Genomic DNA, 20,032 nt, shown 5'->3' with positions numbered 1-20,032 from the left:
AAATCCTCGATCGTGCCGGCACACCCCGTCCGGACGAAGGACAACCGCGACGGGCAGGTCTCCTGGCTCGCGGGTCGTCGCCCTGCCCGGCCTTCCCGGATCGGGATGATCCAGTGGCGCGCGGGGAGCAGGGCTCGCCGGTCACAGTTGCGGGGGCAGCCCCGGCTGACGAGCTGCAAGGCTCGCTTCCGGGTTCCCTTTTCATCCCATCTCTGGGAACCTGTCGCATCGGCGCCCCTAGAACCCCGCGGAGACGAAGGCAAGATGATCGCAGCCAAGACGCTGTTCCTGGGTGGTGCCCGCTCGGGCAAGAGCCGGCTGGCGCAGGCCGCCGCCGAGCGCTGCGCCGGCCCGCTCCACTATCTCGCCACGGCCGAGGCGTGGGACGGCGAGATGACCGACCGGATCGCCCGCCACCGCGCCGACCGCGACACGCGCTGGACGACCGTCGAATGCCCGCTCGCGCTGCCCGAGGCGGTCGCCGCAATCGAGGATGGCGCGATCCTGATCGACTGCCTGACGCTCTGGCTGACCAACGTGATGCTCGGCGAGCACGACGTCGCGGCGCGGTCGGACGCCCTGCTCGCCGCGCTCGCCGCGACCCCGCTGCCGCTGTTCGTCGTCAGCAATGAGGTCGGCCTTGGCATCGTCCCCGACCATCCGCTCGGCCGCGCCTTCCGCGACGCCGCCGGCCGGCTCAACCAGCAGATCGCCGCCGCGATGCGCGAGGTCTATTTCGTCGCCGCCGGCATGGTGCTGCCGTTGCAGCCGTTTCCGGGGAGGGACTGATCCGCCCCTGACCCGTTCGTGCTGAGCCTGTCGAAGCACGGTGAGACTCACCTGCCCTTCGACGAGCGCAGGGCGAACGGTCGCCCCCCTCTTTCACCCCACCAGCAACCGATATCCCACGCCCAGTTCGTTGGCGATCACGCTCCCGGTCGCGTTCGGCTCTTCCAGCTTCAGGCGCAGGTTGCGCACGACGATGCGCAGATATTCCACCCGCGGATCGTCGTCGCCGCCCCAAGCCGCCGCGAGGATTCGCTGGTGCGTCACCACCCGCCCGGGGTGGCGGGCGAGCACCGCGAGCACGTCATGCTCCTTGCGCGTCAGGTGGAACGCCTCGCCGCCGCGCCGGACGAGGCGCTGGTCGAGGTCGATCTCCAGCCCGTCGCGGCGGATCACGCTCGTCGCCGCGGCATCGATGCCGCGGTGGCGCAGCGCCGCGCGCAGCCGGGCGAGCAATTCCTCGCCGTCGAACGGCTTGGTGACATAATCCTCGGCGCCGAGATCGAGCGCCGCGACCTTCTGATCGGTCGCGTCGCGTGCCGAGACGACGAGGATCACCGCGTCGCCCGCCTTGCGGATCAGCGGCACCAGTTCGAGCCCGTCGCGATCGGGCAGGCCGAGGTCGAGCAGCACCGCGTCGGGAACCTCGGCGGCGACGGCGGCCAGCGCCTCGCGGCCGTTGATCGCCTCGACCACCGCATAGCCGGCGCGTTCGAGCGTGTTGCGCAGCAGCCGGCGGATCGGCTGTTCGTCGTCCACCACCAAGATCTTGGCCGCCATCAGTCGCCTTCCTCCACCATGTCGCGCACGATCAATGCCGCCGGAAAGGACAGGCTGAAGCGCGCGCCCGGCCGGTCCTGCCGGTTCGCGGCCTCGACGCCGAGACCCATCGCCGCGGCGAACGCCTTGACGATCGCCAGCCCCAGGCCGGTGCCGCCGATCGCGCGATCCGAACCGGCGAAGCGGCGGAAGGTGTCGAACACCTCCGCCTCGCGCCCCGGCGGCAGGCCCGGCCCCTCGTCCTCGACCGACAGCAGGATGACGCCGTAGCGATGGCGCGCCTCGACGCGGATCGGCGTGCCGGGATCGGCATAGCGGCCGGCATTGTCGAGCAGGTTGAGCAGGCAATGGTGGAGCAATTGCTGGTCGGCGCGGACCAGCGGCAGGTCGGGCGGCACGTCGAGCTGCACCGCATGTCCGTCCAGCGCACGGCGGGCGTCATGCGCCGCGCCGGCGACCGCATCGGCGAGATCGACCGCCTCCATGCGCAGCGTAAGCGCCCCCGCCTCGACCCGCGCCATGTCGAGCAGGTTGGCGACGAAGCGATGCAGCCGCGCCGCCTCGCCCTCGATCGTCGCGATCAGATCCGGGGTGGCGCCATGGTGCAGCTGCGCCGCCGCCGCGATCACCGCGGTCAGCGGCGTGCGCAGATCGTGGCTGACCGACGACAGCAGCGCGGTGCGCAACCGCTCGCGTTCGCGCATCGCGCCGAGGTCGCGCGTCTCGATCTCCAGCCGCAGCCGTTCGAGCGCCAAAGTCGCCTGTTCGATCAGGTTCAGGAACAGCGGGATCTGGTCGGGGCGCAGCGGATCGCCGCCCGCCTCGTTGGCGAGGCCGAGCACGCCGAGCGTCCGCTCGCCGGTCACCAGCGGCTGGAAGAACCATTGCGACGCGGCGAGCGTCGCCGAGCCGCGCCCGGCGGGCGTGCCGCCGTCATAGGCCCATTGCGCCGCCGCCATCTCCATCGTCTCGAGCCGATAGTCGCTGCCGTTCGCCGCCTGCACCGCAAGCCCCGCCCCCTCGGCGACGAGCATCACCGTGCGCAATCCGAACAATTGCCCGACCTCGTCGCAGATCGCCTGCGCCACCGCGACGGGATCGTTCAGCCGGGTGAGCTGGCGCAGGAAGCCGGCGAGCGCCGCATTGGTCCGCGCGCTCGCCGCGGCGATGTCCGCCTGCGCGCGCACCCGCGCCGTCAGATGGCTGGTCGCGATCGCGATGCCGAGCAGCACCAGCACCGACACGACGTTTTCGGGATTGCTGATCGTCAGCGTGCCGGTCGGCGGCAGGAAGAAGAAATTATAGGCGATGCTCGACGCGAGCCCGGCGAACAGCCCGGTCCACAGGCCGAACAGGCTCGCCGCCATCATCACCGGCAGCAGATAGAGCAAGGCGACGTTGCCGAGGTCGAGGATGTGGAACAGCGCGCTGGCGACGCCGGTCACCGCCGCGACCATCGCCCCCGTCCAGACGTAGCCGCTGCGGCTGCCCCAGCGATCGACCGGCGCCGCCCGGCGGCCGCGCACCGCGGCGGGCATCGGCAGCACGTGGATCGCGATGTCGGGCGTCTCGCGCACCAGCCGGTCGACGATCGAGCCGTGGCGCAGCTCGAACCAGCGCGAGCGCGTCGACTTGCCGACGATGAGCTGCGTCGCGCGCGCCTCGCCGACATAGGCCTTGAGCCCGGCGAGCACAGTCTGCGCCGGCACCGCCGCCGCCGCGCCGCCGAGCTGCGTCGCGAGCGTCATCACCTTGGCGACCTGGCGGTGCTCCGCCGCGGCGAACGCTTGCGTGCGCGGCGTCTCGACGAACACCGCGGTCCATGGCGCGTGCAACGCGTCGGCGAGCCGCTTGGCGGCGCGGACCAGCGATTCCACTCCCGCCGCCTCGCTGACCGCGACGACGACGCGCTCGCCGCCCGCCCAGGTGCCGCCGACACCGAGCGCGCGGACATGGTCGAGCATCTGCGCATCGACCGCCTGCGCGGCGCGGCGCAGCGCCAGCTCGCGCAACGCCGACAGATTGGTCTTGGAGAAGAAATGCGCGAGCGCCCGCGTCGCCTCCTGCGGCAGATAGACCTTGCCTGCCTTCAGCCGCTCGATCAGCTCGTCGGGCGGAATGTCGACGACCTCGATCTCGGCCAGTTCGAGGATGCGGTCGGGCACCGTCTCGCGCACCCGCACGCGGGTGAAGCCGGCGACGACGTCGTTGAGGCTCTCGACGTGCTGGATGTTGACCGTCGAATAGACGTCGATCCCCGCCGCGAGCAGCTCCTCGACGTCCTGATAGCGTTTGGCGTGGCGGCTGCCCGGCGCATTGCTGTGCGCAAGTTCGTCGACCAGCACCAGCCGCGGCGCCCGCGCCAGGATCGCGTCGATATCCATCTCGGCGAGGCCATGGCCCTCGTGCGTCACGATCCGCCGCGGCACGATCGTATAGCCGCGGGTCAGCGCCTCGGTCTCGCTGCGGCCGTGCGTCTCGACCACGCCGATGACGACGTCGACGCCCTCGCGCGCCCGCGCCGCACCCTCGGACAGCATCTCGTAGGTCTTGCCGACGCCGGGTGCGGCGCCGAGGAAGATCTTCAGCCGCCCGCGCCCCTCCTGCGCGGCGTGGCGCAGCAGGGCATCGGGATCGGGGCGGGCGGCGGCGTCGCTCAACGGCCTGCGTCGAGCGCCCGGTTGAGCGCGAGCACGTTGACGTGCGGATCGCCGAACGGCGAATCCTCCACCTGTCGCTCGACCAGCGCCCGTACTCGGGCAACCGGCAGGCCGCGAACGCGCGCGACGCGCGACGCCTGCGCCAGTGCGGCGGCGGGCGACAAATCGGGGTCGAGCCCCGAGCCGCTGGCAGTGACCAGATCGGCGGGCAGCGGCCCGGCGACGCCTTCGCCGCGGCGCTTCGCCACGTCGGGGGTGACGCGATCGACCAGCGCCTTGCTGGCGGGGCCGAGGTTCGAGCCCGACGAGGCGAGCCCGTCATAGCCCTTGCCCGCCGCCGAGGGCCGCGTCTGGAAATAGCGGTCGCTGACGAACGCCTGCCCGACCACGGTCGAGCCGATCACCCTGCCGCCGGCGGTGACGAGGCTGCCATTGGCCTGAGTGGGGAAAAGCGTCTGTCCGATACCGGTCATCGCAAGGGGATAGCCGATCCCGAGCAAGGCTGCGAACAGGATCGTCAGCACGAGCGCGGGACGAAGCGCGGAAGTGAAATCGGAAGTCATCGTCGGTCCTTTCGCCCCTCCCGCCCGCGGGAGGGGCAGATGTTGCGTCTTACGCCAGTCCCAGGCCGCCCACGGCGAGGTCGATCAGCTTGATCCCCGCGAAGGGGGCGAGCAGCCCGCCGAGCCCGTAGACCGCGAGGTTGCGCGCGAGCAGCGGCCCCGCTGCCATCGGCTTGTACGCCACGCCCTTCAGCGCCAGCGGGACGAGCAGCGGGATGATCAGCGCGTTGAAGATGATCGCGCTGAGGATCGCCGATTGCGGCGTCGCCAGCCCCATCACGTTGAGCACGCCGAGCCCGGGGTAGAGCGCGACGAACATCGCCGGGATGATCGCGAAATATTTGGCGACGTCGTTGGCGACCGAGAAGGTGGTCAGCGCGCCGCGCGTCATCAGCAACTGCTTGCCGAGCCCGACCACCTCGATCAGCTTGGTCGGATCGCTGTCGAGGTCGACCATGTTGCCCGCCTCGCGCGCCGCCTGCGTGCCGGTGTTCATCGCGACGCCGACATCGGCCTGCGCCAATGCGGGCGCGTCGTTGGTGCCGTCGCCGCACATCGCGACCAGCTTGCCGCCCTGCTGTTCCTTGCGGATCAGTGCGAGCTTGTCCTCCGGCGTCGCCTGCGCGAGGAAATCGTCCACCCCCGCCTCGGCGGCGATCGCCGCGGCGGTGAGCGGATTGTCGCCGGTGATCATCACCGTGCGGATGCCCATCGTGCGCAGCTCGCCGAAGCGTTCGCGGATGCCCGCCTTGACCACGTCCTTGAGGAAGATCGCGCCGAGCAGCCGCCCGTCCATCGCCACCGCGAGCGGGGTGCCGCCGGCGCGGGCGATCTCGTCGGTGGCGCGGCGCAGCTCGGTCGCCGCCGCGGTCTCGCCCGCGCCCGCATTGGCGCGCAGGATCGAATCGACCGCGCCCTTCTGTATCAGCGTCGCGCCGATCTGCACGCCCGAAATGCGCGTCTGTGCGGTGAACGGGATCACCTCGGCATCGTCGGGCAGACGCGCGGTGGCGACCCCGAAGCGCTCGCGCGCCAGCGTGACGATCGAGCGGCCCTCCGGCGTCTCGTCGGCGAGGCTGGCGAGCAGCGCCGCCTCGGCGAGCTCGCTCGGGCTGACCCCGGCGACAGCGCGGAACTCGCTCGCCTGACGATCGCCGATCGTGATCGTGCCGGTCTTGTCGAGCAGCAGCACGTCGACGTCGCCCGCCGCCTCCACCGCGCGGCCCGACTTGGCGAGCACGTTGAAGCGCACCAGCCGGTCCATGCCGGCGATGCCGATCGCCGACAGCAGCGCCGCGATCGTCGTCGGAATCAGCGTGATCAGCAGCGCGGCGAGGATCGACACCGGGATCGATCCGCCGGCATAGGCGGCGAAGCCCGGCACCGTGCCGACCGCGATCAGGAAGATGATCGTCAGCCCGACGAGCAGGATGGTCAGCGCGATCTCGTTCGGCGTCTTCTGCCGCTCGGCGCCCTCGACCAGCGCAATCATCCGGTCGAGGAAACCCTGTCCCGGATTGACCGTCACCCGCACCCGGATGCTGTCGGAGATGACGCGCGTACCCGCGGTCACCGCCGAACGGTCGCCGCCCGCCTCGCGGATCACCGGCGCGCTCTCGCCGGTGATCGCCGCCTCGTTGACCGAGGCGACGCCGGCGATCACCTCGCCGTCGCTGGGGATCAGGTCGCCGGTCTCGACCAGCACCACGTCGCCGATCGACAGCCGGCTGGCGGGCACCAGCTCCCAGGCGTCGGCGACGCCGATCAGCAGCTTGGCGCGCAATTCGGCCTTGGCGTCGCGCAGGCTGGCCGCCTGCGCCTTGCCGCGGCCTTCCGCCAGCGCCTCGGCGAAGGTGCCGAACAGCACCGTCAGCCACAGCCAGACGACGAGTTGCAGCTTGAAGCCGAGCGTCAGCCCGTCGCTGCCGACCGCGAGCAAGGCGGTGAGCAGCAGCGCGACGACGGCGGTGACGAACATCACCGGGTTGCGGACGAGCTGACGCGGGTCGAGCTTGCGGAACGCATCGCCGATCGCCGGCAGGATCAGGTCGGCGGTGAACAGGGATTTGCTGTGTGCGCGTGCCATGTGCGGCGCCTTCTAGGAGAGTTGACCGTGGATCATGGCGAGATGATCCGCGATGGGACCGAGCGCGAGGCCCGGCAGGAAGGTGAGGCCGCCGAGGATCAGCACGATGCCGACGAGCAGGCCGACCCACAGGCCGCCGGTGGTCGGAAACGAGCCGGCGCTTTCCGGCGTGTGCTTCTTGGCGGCGAGACTACCGGCGATGGCGAGCATCGGCACGATGATGAAGAACCGCCCCACCCACATCGCCAGCCCGAGCAGCCCGTTGTAATAGGGCGTGTTCGCGGTCAGCCCGGCGAAGGCGGAGCCATTGTTGCCGACCGCGCTGGTGAAGGCGTAGAGGATCTCGCTGAAGCCGTGCGGCCCCTTGTTGAGCGGCCCGGCCAGCCCCTGCGCCAGCACCGACGACAAGGCGGTGAGGCCGAGGATCATCAGCGGCAGCACCGCGATCGCCAGCACCGCGAGCTTGACCTCGCGGCTCTCGATCTTCTTGCCGACATATTCGGGGGTGCGCCCGACCATCAGCCCGGCGACGAACACCGCGAGGATCGCGAACAGCAGGAAGCCATAGATGCCGGCGCCGACGCCGCCGATCACGACCTCGCCCAATTGCATGTTGAACAGCGGCACCAGCCCGCCGAGTGCGGTGAAGCTGTCGTGCATCGCGTCGACCGCGCCGCACGAGGCGGCGGTGGTGACGACCGCGAACAGCGACGAGGCGGCGATGCCGAAGCGCACCTCCTTCCCCTCCATATTGCCGCCGCCGACGCCGAGGTGATGGAGCACGGGGTTGCCCGCGGCTTCCTGCCAATAGGTGACGGTGACGCCGGCGAGGAACAGGATCACCATCGCCGACAGGATCGCCCAGCCTTGCCGCGTGTTGCCGACCGCCTTGCCGAACGTCCAGGTCAGGCCGAAGCCGATCAGGAAGATCGACAGCATCTGCACCATGTTGGTCAGCGCGGTCGGATTCTCGAACGGATGCGCGCTGTTGGCGTTGTAGAAGCCGCCGCCGTTGGTGCCGAGCATCTTGATCGCCTCCTGGCTGGCGACCGGGCCGAGCAGCAGCGACTGTTTCGCGCCCTCCAGCGTGGTGACGTCGACGACGCCGGCGAGCGCCTGCGGCACGCCGCTGGCGATCAGGAACACGGTGTAGACGACGCAGAGCGGCAGCAGCAGGTAGAGCGTGACGCGCGTGCAATCGGCCCAGAAATTGCCGATCGCCTTCGCCTCGCGCCGCGCGAAGCCGCGGAACAACGCGAAGGCGAGCGCGATGCCGGTGGCCGCCGACAGGAAATTGTGGATGGTCAGCCCGAGCATCTGGCTGAGGTTCGACATCGTCGATTCGCCGCCATAGCTCTGCCAGTTGGTGTTGGTGGTGAAGCTGACCGCGGTGTTGAACGCGAGGTCGGGCGACAGGCCGGCGAGCCCCTGCGGATTGCCGGGCAGCACGCCCTGCAATCGCAGCACCGAATAGGTGAAGACCATCAGCGCGACGTTGAAGATCAGCATATGGACGGCGTAGCGGCGCCAGCCCTGTTCGGCGGTCGGGTCGATGCCGGCGAGCCTGTAGAAACCGGTCTCGACCGGGCCGAGCAGCGCGTGGAGCGGCGTGCGCCGCCCCTCGTACAGCGCGAACAGCCACATACCGACGGGCTTGGTCAGCGCCAGCAGGATGCCGACGAATGCGAGGATCAGGATCCATCCCTGCAAGGTCATGGGAATGCGCTCCTTTCTAGAAGCGTTCGGGACGGATGAGCACCGCCACGAGATAGATGAGCAGGCCGAGCGCGGTCAGCGCCGCCAGCCACAGGTCGAGCGTCATGGCGTGCGTCTCCGGTCAGGCGTTGTCACAGAGCCGGGCGTAGGCGAGCGTCGCCGCCACCAGCCCGATCAGGATCGCGATCCACAGCAAATCGTGCATGGCAGTGTCCTCAGAAGGCGGCGATGAGGCCGACGACGACCGCGCCGTCGGCGATGCTGCCGCGGCCGTCCTGACCGCGGCTGAAGCTCGGCTGCAGATAGGCGGCGTCGCGGTTGCCGATATCGGTGTCGACGTAGCTCACGCCGAGCGTCAGGCTGCGCCAATGCGCGTCGGCGCCGAGCGACCAGTCCCAATAATCGCCGGTCGGGGTGACGCTGGTCGCGTTGGGGCCGAGCCCGTCATTGCCCCAGCTATGGCCGACATGCGCGCGCGCGGTCAGCGGCGTGCCGGCGATCGCCAGCGCGCCGTCGCCGGCGAGGTAGAGATTGTCCTTCTTGTCGCCGCGATCGGTATAGACGCCCGCCGCCGCCTCGGCGCCGGTGCGGTACCAGCGGCCCAGCGCCTGCTGCCTGGGCGCATAGGCGACGCTGGCGATGAGCGTCGCCGGGCCAGCGGTGCCGGTCAGCTTCGCATAGGGTTCGGCGAAGTCGGTCTTGTCGGCGCCGCCGGGGTACATGTACCAGGTCAGCCCGACGTCGAGCGTCGCATTGGGCGCCAGCGCGTGCTTGTACCCGCCGATCAGGTCCAGCTCCATATTGGCGCCGCCGAATGTGCCCCAGCCGGCAAGATTCGACGCCCAGGTGCCGACATACAGCCCGCTCTCATGCGCGACGGTCAGCCCGCCCTGCACCGCCATATCCTTGTCGGACTGCGATACGCCGCGGAATCGATAGTCGGACACCAGCCCGACCGAGCCCGAGACGGTGACCGCCGGCGGCGGTGCGGTCTCGCTCGCGGCGGATTGGGCGAGGGCGGAAGCCGGCAGGCCGCACAGCAGTGCGGCGCCCCATAAACGATAGACGATCATCACGTTACCCTTTTGGTCGCGGCCGGGCCGTCATGATCGACGGCGGGGCGCGTCCCAGGCAGTGCGATTAGGCAGGCCGCGCGTAGCAAAGCGAGATCGCTTTCGGGCAATCGCATAGCATTCGCATATATTTGCCGCTTTCATCCGCTCCTGCCGGCGGGTCGTGGCGTAGCGAACGCAGCGACGCCTCCTTGCACGTCGCCGCCGCCATCAAGATGAACTCAGGATGACATCGCCGCACCGATCGGCGTCACCGAACAGTCACGGAGAATACTTCCGTCGCCGCTAGTGGCGCGGCTCATCACATAATCACTTTCAGGGGGACGTTCTTTGTCCGGTTCTTCTCATGCCCGCGCGTATCTGCTGACTGGCGCGGCGCTGCTGGCGCTGGCCGGTGCCACCCCGGCCTTCGCACAGGCCCAGGCCGACACCGCCGCCGCACCGGCGGTCGTCGCCGATCCCGATCCCGACACCGGCGGCAGCCAGTTGCAGGACATCGTGGTGACCGCGACGAAGCGCGAGACCAACCTGCAAAAGACGCCGATCTCGATGAACGTGCTGACCGCGACTTCGCTGGTCGATCGTCACGTCCAGAGCCTCTACGACCTCGCCGACGGCGCCGTGCCGTCGCTGCGCGTCGCCACCTTCGAAGCGCGCCAGAGCGCGCTGACGATCGGTATCCGCGGCATCGTGCCGCTCGACGCCAACCAGCCCGCACGCGAACAGGGTGTCGGCATCTATGTCGACGGCGTCTACCTTGGCCGCCAGCACGGCCTCAACGCCGCCTTGTTCGACATCGAGAGGATCGAAGTGCTCAAGGGCCCGCAGGGGACGTTGTTCGGCCGCAACACCGAGGGCGGCGCGCTCAGCCTCGTCACAAAAGGGCCGAGCGGCAAGTTCGACGGCAGCGCCACGGCTGGCATCGCCAATTACGGCGGCTATAACGGCGCGCTGCGTCTCGACCTGCCCGAGACCTACGGCGTCAGCCTGAAGCTCGACGGCGTCGTCCAATATCAGGGGCCGACGACTAAGAACCCGCTCGCCGGCCAGACCGGCTTCAACTATTTCGACCGACGCGGCTTCAAGGCGACCGCGCGGATCAAGCCCGTCGAGGGCATGACCGCCGACTTCAGCTACGACAACGGCTATGATGCCAACAGCCCGTTCTACAGTCAGTTGCTGAACTATAATCCCAATGGCTGCGTCGCCGGCACGCAAGCATCGCAGCCGAACTGCAAGCTTCCCGGCACGAACTACACCTCATTGACCGGCACGGTGAAGTCGCTGATTCCCGGCACCGTCATCAACGGCACCAGCCGCCAGAAGGTCGCCGATATCGGCGTGCCGCAGCAGCCGAGCATCGACAAGACGCACGGTTTCACCTCGAACATCCGCTGGAACGTCGCCCCCGAGATCGAGCTGCGCTCGATCACCGCGTGGCGCGGGGTCGATTCGACGCAATGGGACAATAGCGGCGGCGCGCACCGCGTACCGGTACTCAATTCCAGCAACGTCGTCATCAACGGCCAATTGCAGAACGGCACCTTGTTCAGCCGCTATTCGCTTGCCGACCTGCATCAGAACCAATTCAGCCAGGAATTCCAGGCGGTCGGCACCGTCGGGCAGCTCGACTATGTCGCCGGCCTCTATTATTTCAACGAGCACGTCAGCGACGACGCCGCGACGCCCAATTCGAACTTCTACAATGCGGCGACCGGCACGATCAGTATCGTCGATCCCTGCGCCACGATCACCACCGGCTTCACCGTCGTCAATGGTCTGCCGGTCGGTGGTACGACGTCACCGGCGGGCTCACAGCCCGGTTGCCGCTCGATCGATCGCGCCTCGGAAGTCTGGTCGAAAAGCTATGCCGGCTATGGCCAGGTGACGTGGAACGCGACCGACGCGGTGCATCTGACCGTCGGCGGGCGCTACACGCGCGACGAGAAGCAGGGCGTCCTGCACTTCTCGCGCAACATCAATTACGACACCAACACTGCGGCGGCGACGCGGAATGGCTATCAGCCGCTCGACCGGACCTGGAAGCGGTTCAACCCGATGGCGACCTTGGCCTTCGACGCGAGCGACAGCGTCCATCTCTACGCCAAATACGCCACCGGCTATCGCGCCGGCGGTGCCAGCTCGCGCACAGCGAATTATCTGCCGTTCAACCCTGAGGACGTGAAATCCTACGAAATCGGCATGAAGTCCGACTTCTGGGAACACCGCGCGCGGCTCAACCTCGCCGGCTACATCATGGATCGGAAGAACAGCCAAGTCGACATCAGCTCGATCCAGCCGACCGCGACGGGCAATTTCAACAATCTCGTGACGATCAACGCCCCCGGCATCACCAAGATCCGCGGCATCGAGGCGGACCTGACCGTACAGCCGGTTGATCACCTCACGCTCACCGCCGGCTACGCCTATACCTATACCAAGATTCCGCCGGTGTTGATCACGTCGACCAACGTCTATCAGAACTTCTACATCGTCTTCACGCCGCGCAACGCCGCGAATGGCGCGATCGATTACACGATCCCGCTCAACGATCTGGACCTGAAGTTCCACATCGACGGCAACTACGCACAGTCGACGCAGGCGTTCGACCAGTTCGCGACCCACAACGATGCCTCGTTCATCGTCAACAGCCGCGTCGCCTTGTCGAACATCAACCTCGGCACCAACCAGCTGACGATCTCGGCCTGGGTGCGGAACCTGTTCGACAAGCAGTACATCTTCCGTCGCGACCCGTCCAACAGCCTCCCCGCCGCGCCGACGACGCCGGGAGCAACGACGGGCAACATCAACGGCGTGTTGGGCGATTACGGCAATTTCAACGCGCCGCGCACCTACGGCCTCGAAGCGTCGGTCAAGTTCTGATCGGCTGATCCCAAGGGAAAGGCGAGCCCGAGCACCAGCCCGGGCTCGCCATCCTCCAGCAGCAGGTCGCCGCTGTGCAGTCGCATGATCGCGGCGATCAGCGGCAATCCCAAACCATGGCCGGGCCGATTGCGGCTCGCCTCCAGCCGCCCGAAGCGGCGCAACGCCAGCGCACGCTGGTCCGCCGCTATGCCTGGCCCATCATCGCCGATCGTGACCGTGGCATGGTCGCCGGAAACCGCCGTACCGAGCGTGATCCGCGTTCCCGCCGGCGTATGCCGCAGCGCATTCTCGACACCGTTGAGCAGCGCCTGTTCGATCAGCCGCGGGTCTCCGGTGATCGGCACCGGCCCGCCCGCGATGACCACCAGATCACGGCCACCGTCCTCCGCGACCGGTGCCATCGCCTCGCCGATGTCCGCGACCAATGCGGCCAGATCGACGCGGGTGAAGCCCGCCGTGCGCCGCCCGCTCTCGATTTCGGCGATCCGCAGCATCGCCCCGACCATCGCAAGGATCGCATCGCATTCGCCGATCGCCTGTTCGACCTCGTCGCGCGTCCGGCCGTCCGCCCGCGCCGCGGTCGTCGCCAGCCGGCTGCGCAACCGGGCGAGCGGCGTGCGCAGGTCGTGCGCGACGTCGTTGGAGACGTTGCGCAGCCCCTCCATCAGCTCGGCGATCCGGTCGAGCATGCGGTTGAAGGCATGCGCCTGGCGGTCGAACTCGTCGGCGGATCCGGTCACCGCGATGCGCTGCTGCATGTCGCCGGCGATGATCGCCTCCACCGTCCGCCGCGTCTCCGCAAAGCGCCGCGCGATCGTCCGTCCGAACGCGACGAGCCCGCCGAGCACGATGACCACGATCAGCGCATAGCCGAGCAGGTAGATGTAACGCCGAGCGCCGCGATAGCCGTCGAACGGCTCGGTCTCGGCGATCGTGGTCAGCGTCAGCCCATCGCCGACCGGCCGGGTGAACGCCCGCCCCGCCGATAGCCCCTGGATACGGTCGCGCCGCCGCACGTCGGCATAGCCCGGTGCGAACCGCCGCGTCAGCGTGACGTTGCCCCCGAGCCGCCGGCCGGCGGCGTCGGTGAGCTGGAAACCGATGTCGCCGGTGTCGCGCCGCCGGGCGAGGGCGGCGATCCGCGCCAGCAGCCGCGGTGCGGTGGCGCGGCGGCCGTCGGCGGCGACCAAAGCGCTGACGTTCTCGATCCGCCGGTCGACCAGCCGGTCGATCGTCCCCAAGGTCAGGCGATAGGTCGCCAGCCCGGTGCCCGCCGTCGCGACGAGGAACGCCGCCAGGAAGCCGATGGTCAGCGCACGCAGGCTGGGCTTCATCCGCGCATCATATAGCCGATGCCGCGCAGCGTCTGGATCGGATCGTCGCCGCCGCCCTCGGTCAGCTTGCGACGCAGCCGGCGGATGTGGACGTCGACGATATTGGTGTCGGGGATGAAGTCATAGCCCCATACCCGCTCGATCAGCATCGCCCGGGTCAGCACCGCATCGGCGTTGCGGACCAGTTCGACGAGCAGCTTGAGCTCCAGCTTGGCGAGGTCGATCGGCCTGCCGCCCCGCCAGGCGCGGAAGCTGGTCGGGCTGACGACGATATCGCCGGCCTGCAACGTGTCGGCGCTCGACGTCGTCCAGCCACGCCCGCGCAGGATCGCGGTCAATCGCGCATGCAATTCCATCGCCGCGACCGGTTTGACGACATAATCGTCGGCACCCGCCTCCAGCCCCTCGACCTTGTCCTGCGAGCCGGACAGCGCGGTCAGCATGATGACCGGCAACGTCATCCCCCCCGCCCGCAAGGTCTGGAGCACCGACATGCCGTCGAGCCGCGGCATCATCCGGTCGAGGATCACCGCATCGAACGCCGCCTCGTTCATCACCGTCAGCGCCTGCCGACCGTCGCTGGCGATCGCGGTGGCGTGGCCGATCGCGCGCAATTCCTCGGCCAGCGCCTCGGCGTAGGCGGCATCGTCCTCGACCAGGAGAAGGTTGAGAGTCATCGCGGCGGATAAACGCGGTTTCGACGGCGCGTCGTCAAGCCTTTTCATCGCCGGATCGGTGTCGACCGCACCGCCGCGCAGCCCCCGAACGATCTGGATTCGGGCGTCGCGCGGCGATAAGGCGATGATCGGGGCCGGAACAGGGAGGCGGACGATCGACGACCTGCCGTTTCCCGCCAGCGAGCTTCCCGGCGAATGGGCGATGCTCGAGGCCGCGCGCCATGCGGTCGTGATCACCGGCCCGGCGATTGACCCGCCCGGCCCGATCATCCGCTACGTCAATCCGGCGATGCAGGCGATGACCGGCTACACGCGCGACGAGCTGGTCGGCGCGACGCCGCGCATGCTGCAGGGCCCCGGCACCGACCGGGACCTGCTCGCGCGGATGCGCACGGCGCTGGCCGCGGGCGAGGGGTTTCACGGCGAGGGCATCAACTACCGCAAGGACGGCAGCGCCTATCTGGTCGACTGGACGATCGACCCGGTGCGCGACGACGCCGGCACGATCACCGCCTGGCTGTCTTTGCAGCGCGATATCACCGCCCGGCGCGAGGATGCGATGCGCGCCGCGGAACGCGAGGCGCGGCTGGGGGCGATCTTCGCCGATGCCGCGGTGGGCCTGTCGGTCATCGATGCCGAGGGGCGATTCCTGCGCGTCAACCAGGAGCTGTGCCGGATCCTCGCGCGTAGCGAGGATGTCCTGCTGCGCAGCACCGTCGCCGACGTCACGTTCGCCGACGACTTTCCGGCGTCGGTCCGTGCGCTCGCCAAGGCGGTGACCGATCGCCAGCCGGCGGTGCTCGACAAGCGGTACCGCCGGCCCGACGGCACGCTGATCTGGGCGAACAGCACGGTGACGCCGATGGCGGACGTGCGTGGCCAGCCGGGCCATCTGCTCGTGGTCACCGTCGACCTGACCGCGCGGATGGAGATCGAGCGGGCGTTGCAGGAGAGCGAGACGCGCTTCCGCCAGTTCGGGGATGCGTCGTCGAATGCCTTATGGGTGCGGGAAGCCGGAGGGTTGCGGCTGGAATATGCCAATCCGGCATTCGCGCGCCTCTATGGGCTGGACGCGGACGCGGTGGATGTGGCGCAATGGGCGCAGCTCATTGTCGCCGAGGATCGCGCGCCCGCGGTCGCGGCGATCCGCAGCGCCTGCGCGGGGGAGCATCGGACCAGCACGTTCCGCATCCGCCGCCCGGGGGACGGCGAGACGCGCTGGGTGCACGACACCGTCTTCGCGCTGCGCAACGGGGGCGCGGTCGAACGGATCGGGGGGATCAGCGTCGACGTGACCGAGGTCGTCGCCAATTCCGAGCGGCTGGAGGTGCTGGTCGCCGAATTGCAGCACCGTACCCGCAACCTTATCAACCTGGTCCGTTCGATCGCCGACCGGACGGTGCGGTCGAGCAGCGATCTGGCCGGCTTCCGCGACCGCTTCGTCGATCGGCTCGCGGCGCTCGCCCGCGTGCAGGGGCTGCTGTCGCGCCTGCAGGACGTCGATCGGGTCAGTTTCGACGAGCTGGTGCACAGCGAGATGTCGGCGATGGCCGGGGTGTCGGAGCGGATCGTGCTCGACGGGCCGGCGGGTATCCGGCTGCGCTCGTCGGCGGTGCAGATGCTGGCGATGGCGCTGCACGAACTGGCGACCAACGCGCTCAAATATGGCGCGCTCGGCCAGCCGCAGGCGCGGCTGACGGTGCGCTGGTCGCTGACCCCCGCCGCCGACGGGGCGTCGCCGCGGCTGCGCATCGCGTGGCGCGAATCGCAGGTGGAGATGCCGCAGGGTGACGCGCCGCGCGGCACCGGCCAGGGGCGCGAGCTGATCGAGCGCGCGCTGCCCTATCAGCTCGATGCCGAGACGCACTTCTCGCTCGGACCCGATGGCCTGCATTGCACGATCGAGCTGCCGGTGTCGGAGACCAACGGCTGCGCGTAATCATCACAAACTTCTCGCTAACGCAGCCATCAGGAGCCAAGCGGAACAACGACTTGCGGTATTTCGCTGGCAATCCTCATCGCCCCGGCATAGGATGAGAATGCTTCGCAATAGCTGCATCAAGGTAGGCAAAATGCGCTCGGGGACGTCATCCATGTCGAACGGACCGGCTTCCAGTCCGCCACGCCACCCCTATTACCGTTCCGGAGACTTCGCCATGACGCTCGCCCCCACCGCCGCCTCCCCCGCCCGGCTCGGCGGCGGCGCCGGCTGGGCGAAGCGGCTGAAGGCGCTGACCCACGATACGCACGAGCGGCTCGACACCACGGTGGCGGGCGCGTCCTCCTTCGCCTCGCGCGACGGCTATGTGCGGTTCGCCCGCATGCAGTTCCTGTTCCACCGCGACATCGACGCGCTCTACGCCGACGCCGATCTGCAGACGCTGTTTCCCGGCCTCGGCGAGCGGCGGCAATTGCCGCTGTTGCAGCAGGACCTCGCCGATCTCACCGCCGCGGTGCCGCAGCTCGACACCGCCCCGGCGTTCGTGCCCGGCGCGGCGATCGACCTGCCGACCGCGCTCGGCTGGCTCTACGTCGCGGAGGGGTCGCGGATGGGGGCGACATTGCTGCGCAAGGATGCCGCCAGGCTCGGCCTGTCCGACGATTTCGGTGCGCGCCACCTCGCGCCGGCTCCCGAGGGGCCGGCGGCCTATTGGCGCATCTTCACCGCCGCGCTCGACGGTATCGCGCTCGACACCGCCGCGGAGGACCGGGTGATCGCCGGCGCCGAGGCCGCCTTTGCCCGGGTGCAGGCCTATGCCGACGATACCCTCCGCTGACGGCACGCCGCTGGCGCCCGGCGCGATCGCGCGCGGCCGGGTCAGCCGGGCCTTGTGGATGACGCTCGGCTGGATGCTGGTCGGCATCGGCTTCGTCGGGCTGTTCGTGCCGTTGCTGCCGACCACCGACTTCCTGATCCTCGCCTTGCCCTGTTTCGCGCGCTCGTCGGTGCGGCTGGAACAATGGCTGCTCGATCATCCCCGCGTCGGCCCGCCGCTGCGCGCGTGGCGGACGCAGCGCGCGATCCCGCGCCACGCCAAGATCGCCGCCTGCGTCGGGATCACGATCGGCTTCGTCTCCTTCTGCGCGCTCGTCCGCCCCGGCGCGCTGCCCGCGATAGCGGTCGCCGCGGTGCTGCTCGCCTGCGCGGCGTGGATCGCCAGCCGGCCGGCGCCCGGGGCAGATGGCCCGCATCACACGATAGATTAAGCCAAATTCTCGATTAACCATCTTCGATTCGTGGTAGGTCTTCCGCTAGGGAGACAGATATGACGCACCGGGTGGGGACCATCGGCACTGCCATCGTCGCGATCGTCACGGCCGTGCCGGCCGCGGCGCAGGATCAGCGCGCGCGCGGCGACGACGCCACGCGGCAGGCGATCCGCTACGACATCAGCGGCCCGGTGTCGCCGTCGAGCGGCACCGCGACGGTCTCGGCGAGCAGCGTGCCGCAGGCGATGGAGCGGCTGACCGACGAGGACGCGCGTGCCGATGTCTCGCTCGGCTCGATCTATGCCGAGGGCAAGTTCGGCACCGCGTCCAAGACGACGATCTGGAGTTCGGCGCTCGGCGCGCGGGTACGCATGGGCGACTGGACGCTCTCCGCCTCACTGCCGTGGATGCGGATCCGCAGCCGCTCGACGATCTTCACCGGCATCGATTCGACGCCGATCCTGGTCGCGACCGACACCGCCGCGACCAAGCGGACCTTCGACGGCTTCGGCGACCTGACGCTGGGCGCCGCCTATACGATCGTCTCCGCCAATACGCCGCTGGAGGTGCAATTGTCCGGCCGCGCCAAGATCAACACCGCGACGGACAGCAGCGGCCTGTCGAGCGGCAAGAACGATTATGCCGGCGGCGTCGACGTCTCCTATCCGATCGGCAAGCTCACCCCGTTCGGCTCGGTCAGCTATCGCTTCCTCGGCGACACCGCGCGCTACGACCTGCGCGACGGGCCGGCGGCCTCGGCCGGCGCTTCCTATGCGCTCGGCACCGACAGCTTCCTGCTCGCCTCCTACCATTATTCGCGCGCGGCGACGCGGCTGGTCGCGGATGCGCACGAATTGTTCGCCGGCGCCTCGACCCGGCTCGGCGGCACGCCGCTGCGGCTCACCGGCTTCGCCACCGCCGGCCTGTCGCGCGGCGCCGCCGCGGCCTCGGCCGGGCTGTCGCTGTCGCTCGGCCTCCAGAAGCGCAATGCCCGCTGAGCTGAACGATGCCGAGCTGGGCGATGCGGTGACGCGGGTCTATGCGATCGGCGACGTGCACGGCCGCTACGACCTGTTCCGGCGGCTGATGAACATCATCGAGCGCGACCAGGCGAGCCGGCTGGCGGCGCCGACGCGGCTGATCCTGCTCGGCGACATCGTCGATCGCGGCCCCGATTCCGCCAAGATGGTGAAGGGCTGCATGAACCTCACCGCCTCGACCGATCGCTTCATGGTGCTCAAGGGCAATCACGAGGAGATGATGGTCGATGCGCTGCGCGGCAGCCTCTACGCCTATCGCCAGTGGCTGAAGTTCGGCGGCCGCGAGACGTTGCTGAGCTGGGGCGTCGACGAGGCGCTGCTGGACGGGCCGGCAACGATGGACAAGTTGCGCCACGCCGCCGCGATCGTCGGCGAGGAGGCGATCCAGTGGCTGGCGCGCCTGCCCCTCTATCATCGCCACGGCGACTATCTGTTCGTCCATGCCGGCATCCGCCCCGGCGTCGCGCTGCGCCGCCAGCGTGCCGAGGACCTGCTGTGGATCACCGACGATTTCCTCGACTCCGAAGCGTCGCACGGCATGATCGTCGTCCACGGCCACACCATTTCCGAACATCGCCCAGTGGTGCGCAACAACCGGATCGGCATCGATACCGGCGCCTATCGCACCAACCAGCTCACCGCGATCGGCATCGAGGGCGGCGAGCGCTGGATGCTGCACACCACCTTGCTGCCCGAATTGATGCTGACCGAGGACGACGCGACGTCCGACGACGATTCCATGGTCCGGAACGGCTGATGTCCCCGCCCGGCTTCAACGACAAACGGCTCGACGCCAATCTCGCCTCGATCCTCGGCCTGCCCGACGCGCCGGCCGCCGCGCCGCCGCCGCCGCCCGAGGAGCCGGCCGGCGCGGTACCGACGCTGCACCGGGTCAAGACGTCGCGGCGCGCCTCGGCGACGGTCGCCGCGTCGCTCGGCATCGCGCTGGTCGCCGGGGTCGGGCTGTTCGTCGGACGGTCGGTGACGATCACGTCCGCGACGCCGCCGCACCGGGTGATCGAGGTGCCCGGCGCGCCGGCGCCGGCCGCGTCGGCGACCGTCACCGCGACGACCGCCGCGGCCCAGTCCCAGTTTCGTCCGATCCGCCGCCGTCGCCGGGCGTTCGCGGCGGTTCCGTCGCCGGAGCTGCCGACCTCCCCGCCGGGCACGACGCCGAGCACGCCATTGCTCGCCGAGGCGCTGGCGGCAACCGTGCGCGAC

Annotated in this window: 17 protein-coding genes and 1 riboswitch; of the genes, 8 read left to right on the top strand and 9 right to left on the bottom strand. The window is 69.3% G+C overall.

Annotated elements, in window-relative coordinates:
* Positions 1–35: 35 nt before the first annotated feature.
* Positions 36–239: riboswitch (cobalamin riboswitch) on the bottom strand.
* Positions 240–267: 28 nt separating this feature from the next.
* On the top strand, positions 268–789 hold the full coding sequence (gene cobU / locus FFS23_RS16540; RefSeq protein WP_137899480.1) for a bifunctional adenosylcobinamide kinase/adenosylcobinamide-phosphate guanylyltransferase: 522 nt from the start codon (positions 268–270) through the stop codon (positions 787–789).
* Positions 790–882: 93 nt separating this feature from the next.
* On the opposite strand, the gene FFS23_RS16535 is transcribed toward cobU, so the two are convergent.
* The 7 genes from FFS23_RS16535 to FFS23_RS16505 all read right to left on the bottom strand — a co-directional run bounded on the left by FFS23_RS16535 (position 883) and on the right by FFS23_RS16505 (position 9,664).
* Positions 883–1,566 (bottom strand): response regulator transcription factor, encoded by a 684-nt coding sequence (locus FFS23_RS16535; RefSeq protein WP_137899471.1) that lies wholly within the window; start codon positions 1,564–1,566, stop codon positions 883–885.
* Positions 1,566–4,226 (bottom strand): DUF4118 domain-containing protein, encoded by a 2,661-nt coding sequence (locus FFS23_RS16530; RefSeq protein ID WP_137899470.1) that lies wholly within the window; start codon positions 4,224–4,226, stop codon positions 1,566–1,568. Before FFS23_RS16530 ends, FFS23_RS16535 begins: the two co-directional genes overlap by 1 nt.
* Positions 4,223–4,789, bottom strand: coding sequence for a potassium-transporting ATPase subunit KdpC (gene kdpC, locus FFS23_RS16525; protein WP_137899469.1), 567 nt, complete (start codon positions 4,787–4,789; stop codon positions 4,223–4,225). Before kdpC ends, FFS23_RS16530 begins: the two co-directional genes overlap by 4 nt.
* 49 nt (positions 4,790–4,838) lie before the next feature.
* Complete coding sequence (gene kdpB / locus FFS23_RS16520; protein WP_137899468.1) at positions 4,839–6,875, bottom strand: potassium-transporting ATPase subunit KdpB; 2,037 nt, start codon at positions 6,873–6,875, stop codon at positions 4,839–4,841.
* Between the two features lie 12 nt (positions 6,876–6,887).
* Positions 6,888–8,591, bottom strand: coding sequence for a potassium-transporting ATPase subunit KdpA (gene kdpA / locus FFS23_RS16515; protein ID WP_137899467.1), 1,704 nt, complete (start codon positions 8,589–8,591; stop codon positions 6,888–6,890).
* A 16-nt stretch (positions 8,592–8,607) separates the two neighbouring features.
* Entirely contained in the window at positions 8,608–8,697 is a 90-nt protein-coding gene (gene kdpF / locus FFS23_RS16510) for a K(+)-transporting ATPase subunit F (RefSeq protein ID WP_022685962.1), read from the bottom strand.
* Between the two features lie 109 nt (positions 8,698–8,806).
* A complete protein-coding gene (locus FFS23_RS16505; RefSeq protein WP_137899466.1) occupies positions 8,807–9,664 on the bottom strand; it encodes a TorF family putative porin in 858 nt (285 codons plus the stop codon).
* Positions 9,665–9,994: 330 nt separating this feature from the next.
* On the opposite strand from FFS23_RS16505, the gene FFS23_RS16500 reads away from it, so the two are divergent.
* Positions 9,995–12,547 carry a TonB-dependent receptor gene (locus FFS23_RS16500; RefSeq protein WP_137899465.1) on the top strand — a complete coding sequence of 851 codons (2,553 nt, stop codon included), beginning with the start codon at positions 9,995–9,997 and terminating at the stop codon, positions 12,545–12,547.
* Here the strand turns inward: FFS23_RS16500 and FFS23_RS16495 are convergent.
* Positions 12,517–13,884, bottom strand: coding sequence for a sensor histidine kinase (locus tag FFS23_RS16495; RefSeq protein ID WP_137899464.1), 1,368 nt, complete (start codon positions 13,882–13,884; stop codon positions 12,517–12,519). The genes FFS23_RS16500 and FFS23_RS16495 overlap by 31 nt on opposite strands.
* Entirely contained in the window at positions 13,881–14,561 is a 681-nt protein-coding gene (locus FFS23_RS16490) for a response regulator transcription factor (protein ID WP_137899463.1), read from the bottom strand. Before FFS23_RS16490 ends, FFS23_RS16495 begins: the two co-directional genes overlap by 4 nt.
* 124 nt (positions 14,562–14,685) lie before the next feature.
* Here FFS23_RS16490 and FFS23_RS16485 point away from each other — a divergent pair, with 124 nt between their 5' ends.
* The 6 genes from FFS23_RS16485 to FFS23_RS16460 form a co-directional block, all read left to right on the top strand.
* Positions 14,686–16,500 (top strand): PAS domain-containing sensor histidine kinase, encoded by a 1,815-nt coding sequence (locus FFS23_RS16485; protein WP_137899462.1) that lies wholly within the window; start codon positions 14,686–14,688, stop codon positions 16,498–16,500.
* Positions 16,501–16,717: 217 nt separating this feature from the next.
* Positions 16,718–17,338 (top strand): biliverdin-producing heme oxygenase, encoded by a 621-nt coding sequence (locus FFS23_RS16480; protein ID WP_137899461.1) that lies wholly within the window; start codon positions 16,718–16,720, stop codon positions 17,336–17,338.
* A complete protein-coding gene (locus FFS23_RS16475; protein ID WP_137899460.1) occupies positions 17,316–17,768 on the top strand; it encodes a YbaN family protein in 453 nt (150 codons plus the stop codon). Before FFS23_RS16480 ends, FFS23_RS16475 begins: the two co-directional genes overlap by 23 nt.
* Before the next feature lie 59 nt (positions 17,769–17,827).
* On the top strand, positions 17,828–18,769 hold the full coding sequence (locus FFS23_RS16470; RefSeq protein ID WP_137899459.1) for a hypothetical protein: 942 nt from the start codon (positions 17,828–17,830) through the stop codon (positions 18,767–18,769).
* Positions 18,759–19,568 (top strand): metallophosphoesterase family protein, encoded by an 810-nt coding sequence (locus FFS23_RS16465; protein WP_137899458.1) that lies wholly within the window; start codon positions 18,759–18,761, stop codon positions 19,566–19,568. Before FFS23_RS16470 ends, FFS23_RS16465 begins: the two co-directional genes overlap by 11 nt.
* Positions 19,568–20,032: hypothetical protein (locus FFS23_RS16460; protein WP_212742991.1), on the top strand; the 465-nt coding region annotated here is incomplete at its 3' end. The genes FFS23_RS16465 and FFS23_RS16460, both read left to right, overlap by 1 nt.

The sequence above is a fragment of the Sphingomonas sp. 2SG genome (assembly GCF_005503285.1).
GTDB lineage: Bacteria > Pseudomonadota > Alphaproteobacteria > Sphingomonadales > Sphingomonadaceae > Sphingomonas > Sphingomonas taxi.
Note: the sequence above shows the minus strand (reverse complement) of the source record. Positions and strands in the feature narration are given on the sequence as shown.

What these genes read in the sequence shown, in the direction of transcription:
- FFS23_RS16480 (WP_137899461.1), top strand. Translation starts at nt 16,718, where the DNA reads ATGACGCTCGCCCCCACCGCCGCCTCCCCCGCCCGGCTCGGCGGCGGC.
- kdpA (WP_137899467.1), bottom strand. Translation starts at nt 8,591, where the DNA reads ATGACCTTGCAGGGATGGATCCTGATCCTCGCATTCGTCGGCATCCTG.
- FFS23_RS16495 (WP_137899464.1), bottom strand. Translation starts at nt 13,884, where the DNA reads ATGAAGCCCAGCCTGCGTGCGCTGACCATCGGCTTCCTGGCGGCGTTC.
- kdpF (WP_022685962.1), bottom strand. Translation starts at nt 8,697, where the DNA reads ATGACGCTCGACCTGTGGCTGGCGGCGCTGACCGCGCTCGGCCTGCTC.
- FFS23_RS16535 (WP_137899471.1), bottom strand. Translation starts at nt 1,566, where the DNA reads ATGGCGGCCAAGATCTTGGTGGTGGACGACGAACAGCCGATCCGCCGG.
- kdpB (WP_137899468.1), bottom strand. Translation starts at nt 6,875, where the DNA reads ATGGCACGCGCACACAGCAAATCCCTGTTCACCGCCGACCTGATCCTG.
- FFS23_RS16470 (WP_137899459.1), top strand. Translation starts at nt 17,828, where the DNA reads ATGACGCACCGGGTGGGGACCATCGGCACTGCCATCGTCGCGATCGTC.
- FFS23_RS16475 (WP_137899460.1), top strand. Translation starts at nt 17,316, where the DNA reads ATGCCGACGATACCCTCCGCTGACGGCACGCCGCTGGCGCCCGGCGCG.
- FFS23_RS16465 (WP_137899458.1), top strand. Translation starts at nt 18,759, where the DNA reads ATGCCCGCTGAGCTGAACGATGCCGAGCTGGGCGATGCGGTGACGCGG.
- kdpC (WP_137899469.1), bottom strand. Translation starts at nt 4,789, where the DNA reads ATGACTTCCGATTTCACTTCCGCGCTTCGTCCCGCGCTCGTGCTGACG.
- FFS23_RS16505 (WP_137899466.1), bottom strand. Translation starts at nt 9,664, where the DNA reads ATGATCGTCTATCGTTTATGGGGCGCCGCACTGCTGTGCGGCCTGCCG.
- FFS23_RS16485 (WP_137899462.1), top strand. Translation starts at nt 14,686, where the DNA reads ATGATCGGGGCCGGAACAGGGAGGCGGACGATCGACGACCTGCCGTTT.
- FFS23_RS16490 (WP_137899463.1), bottom strand. Translation starts at nt 14,561, where the DNA reads ATGACTCTCAACCTTCTCCTGGTCGAGGACGATGCCGCCTACGCCGAG.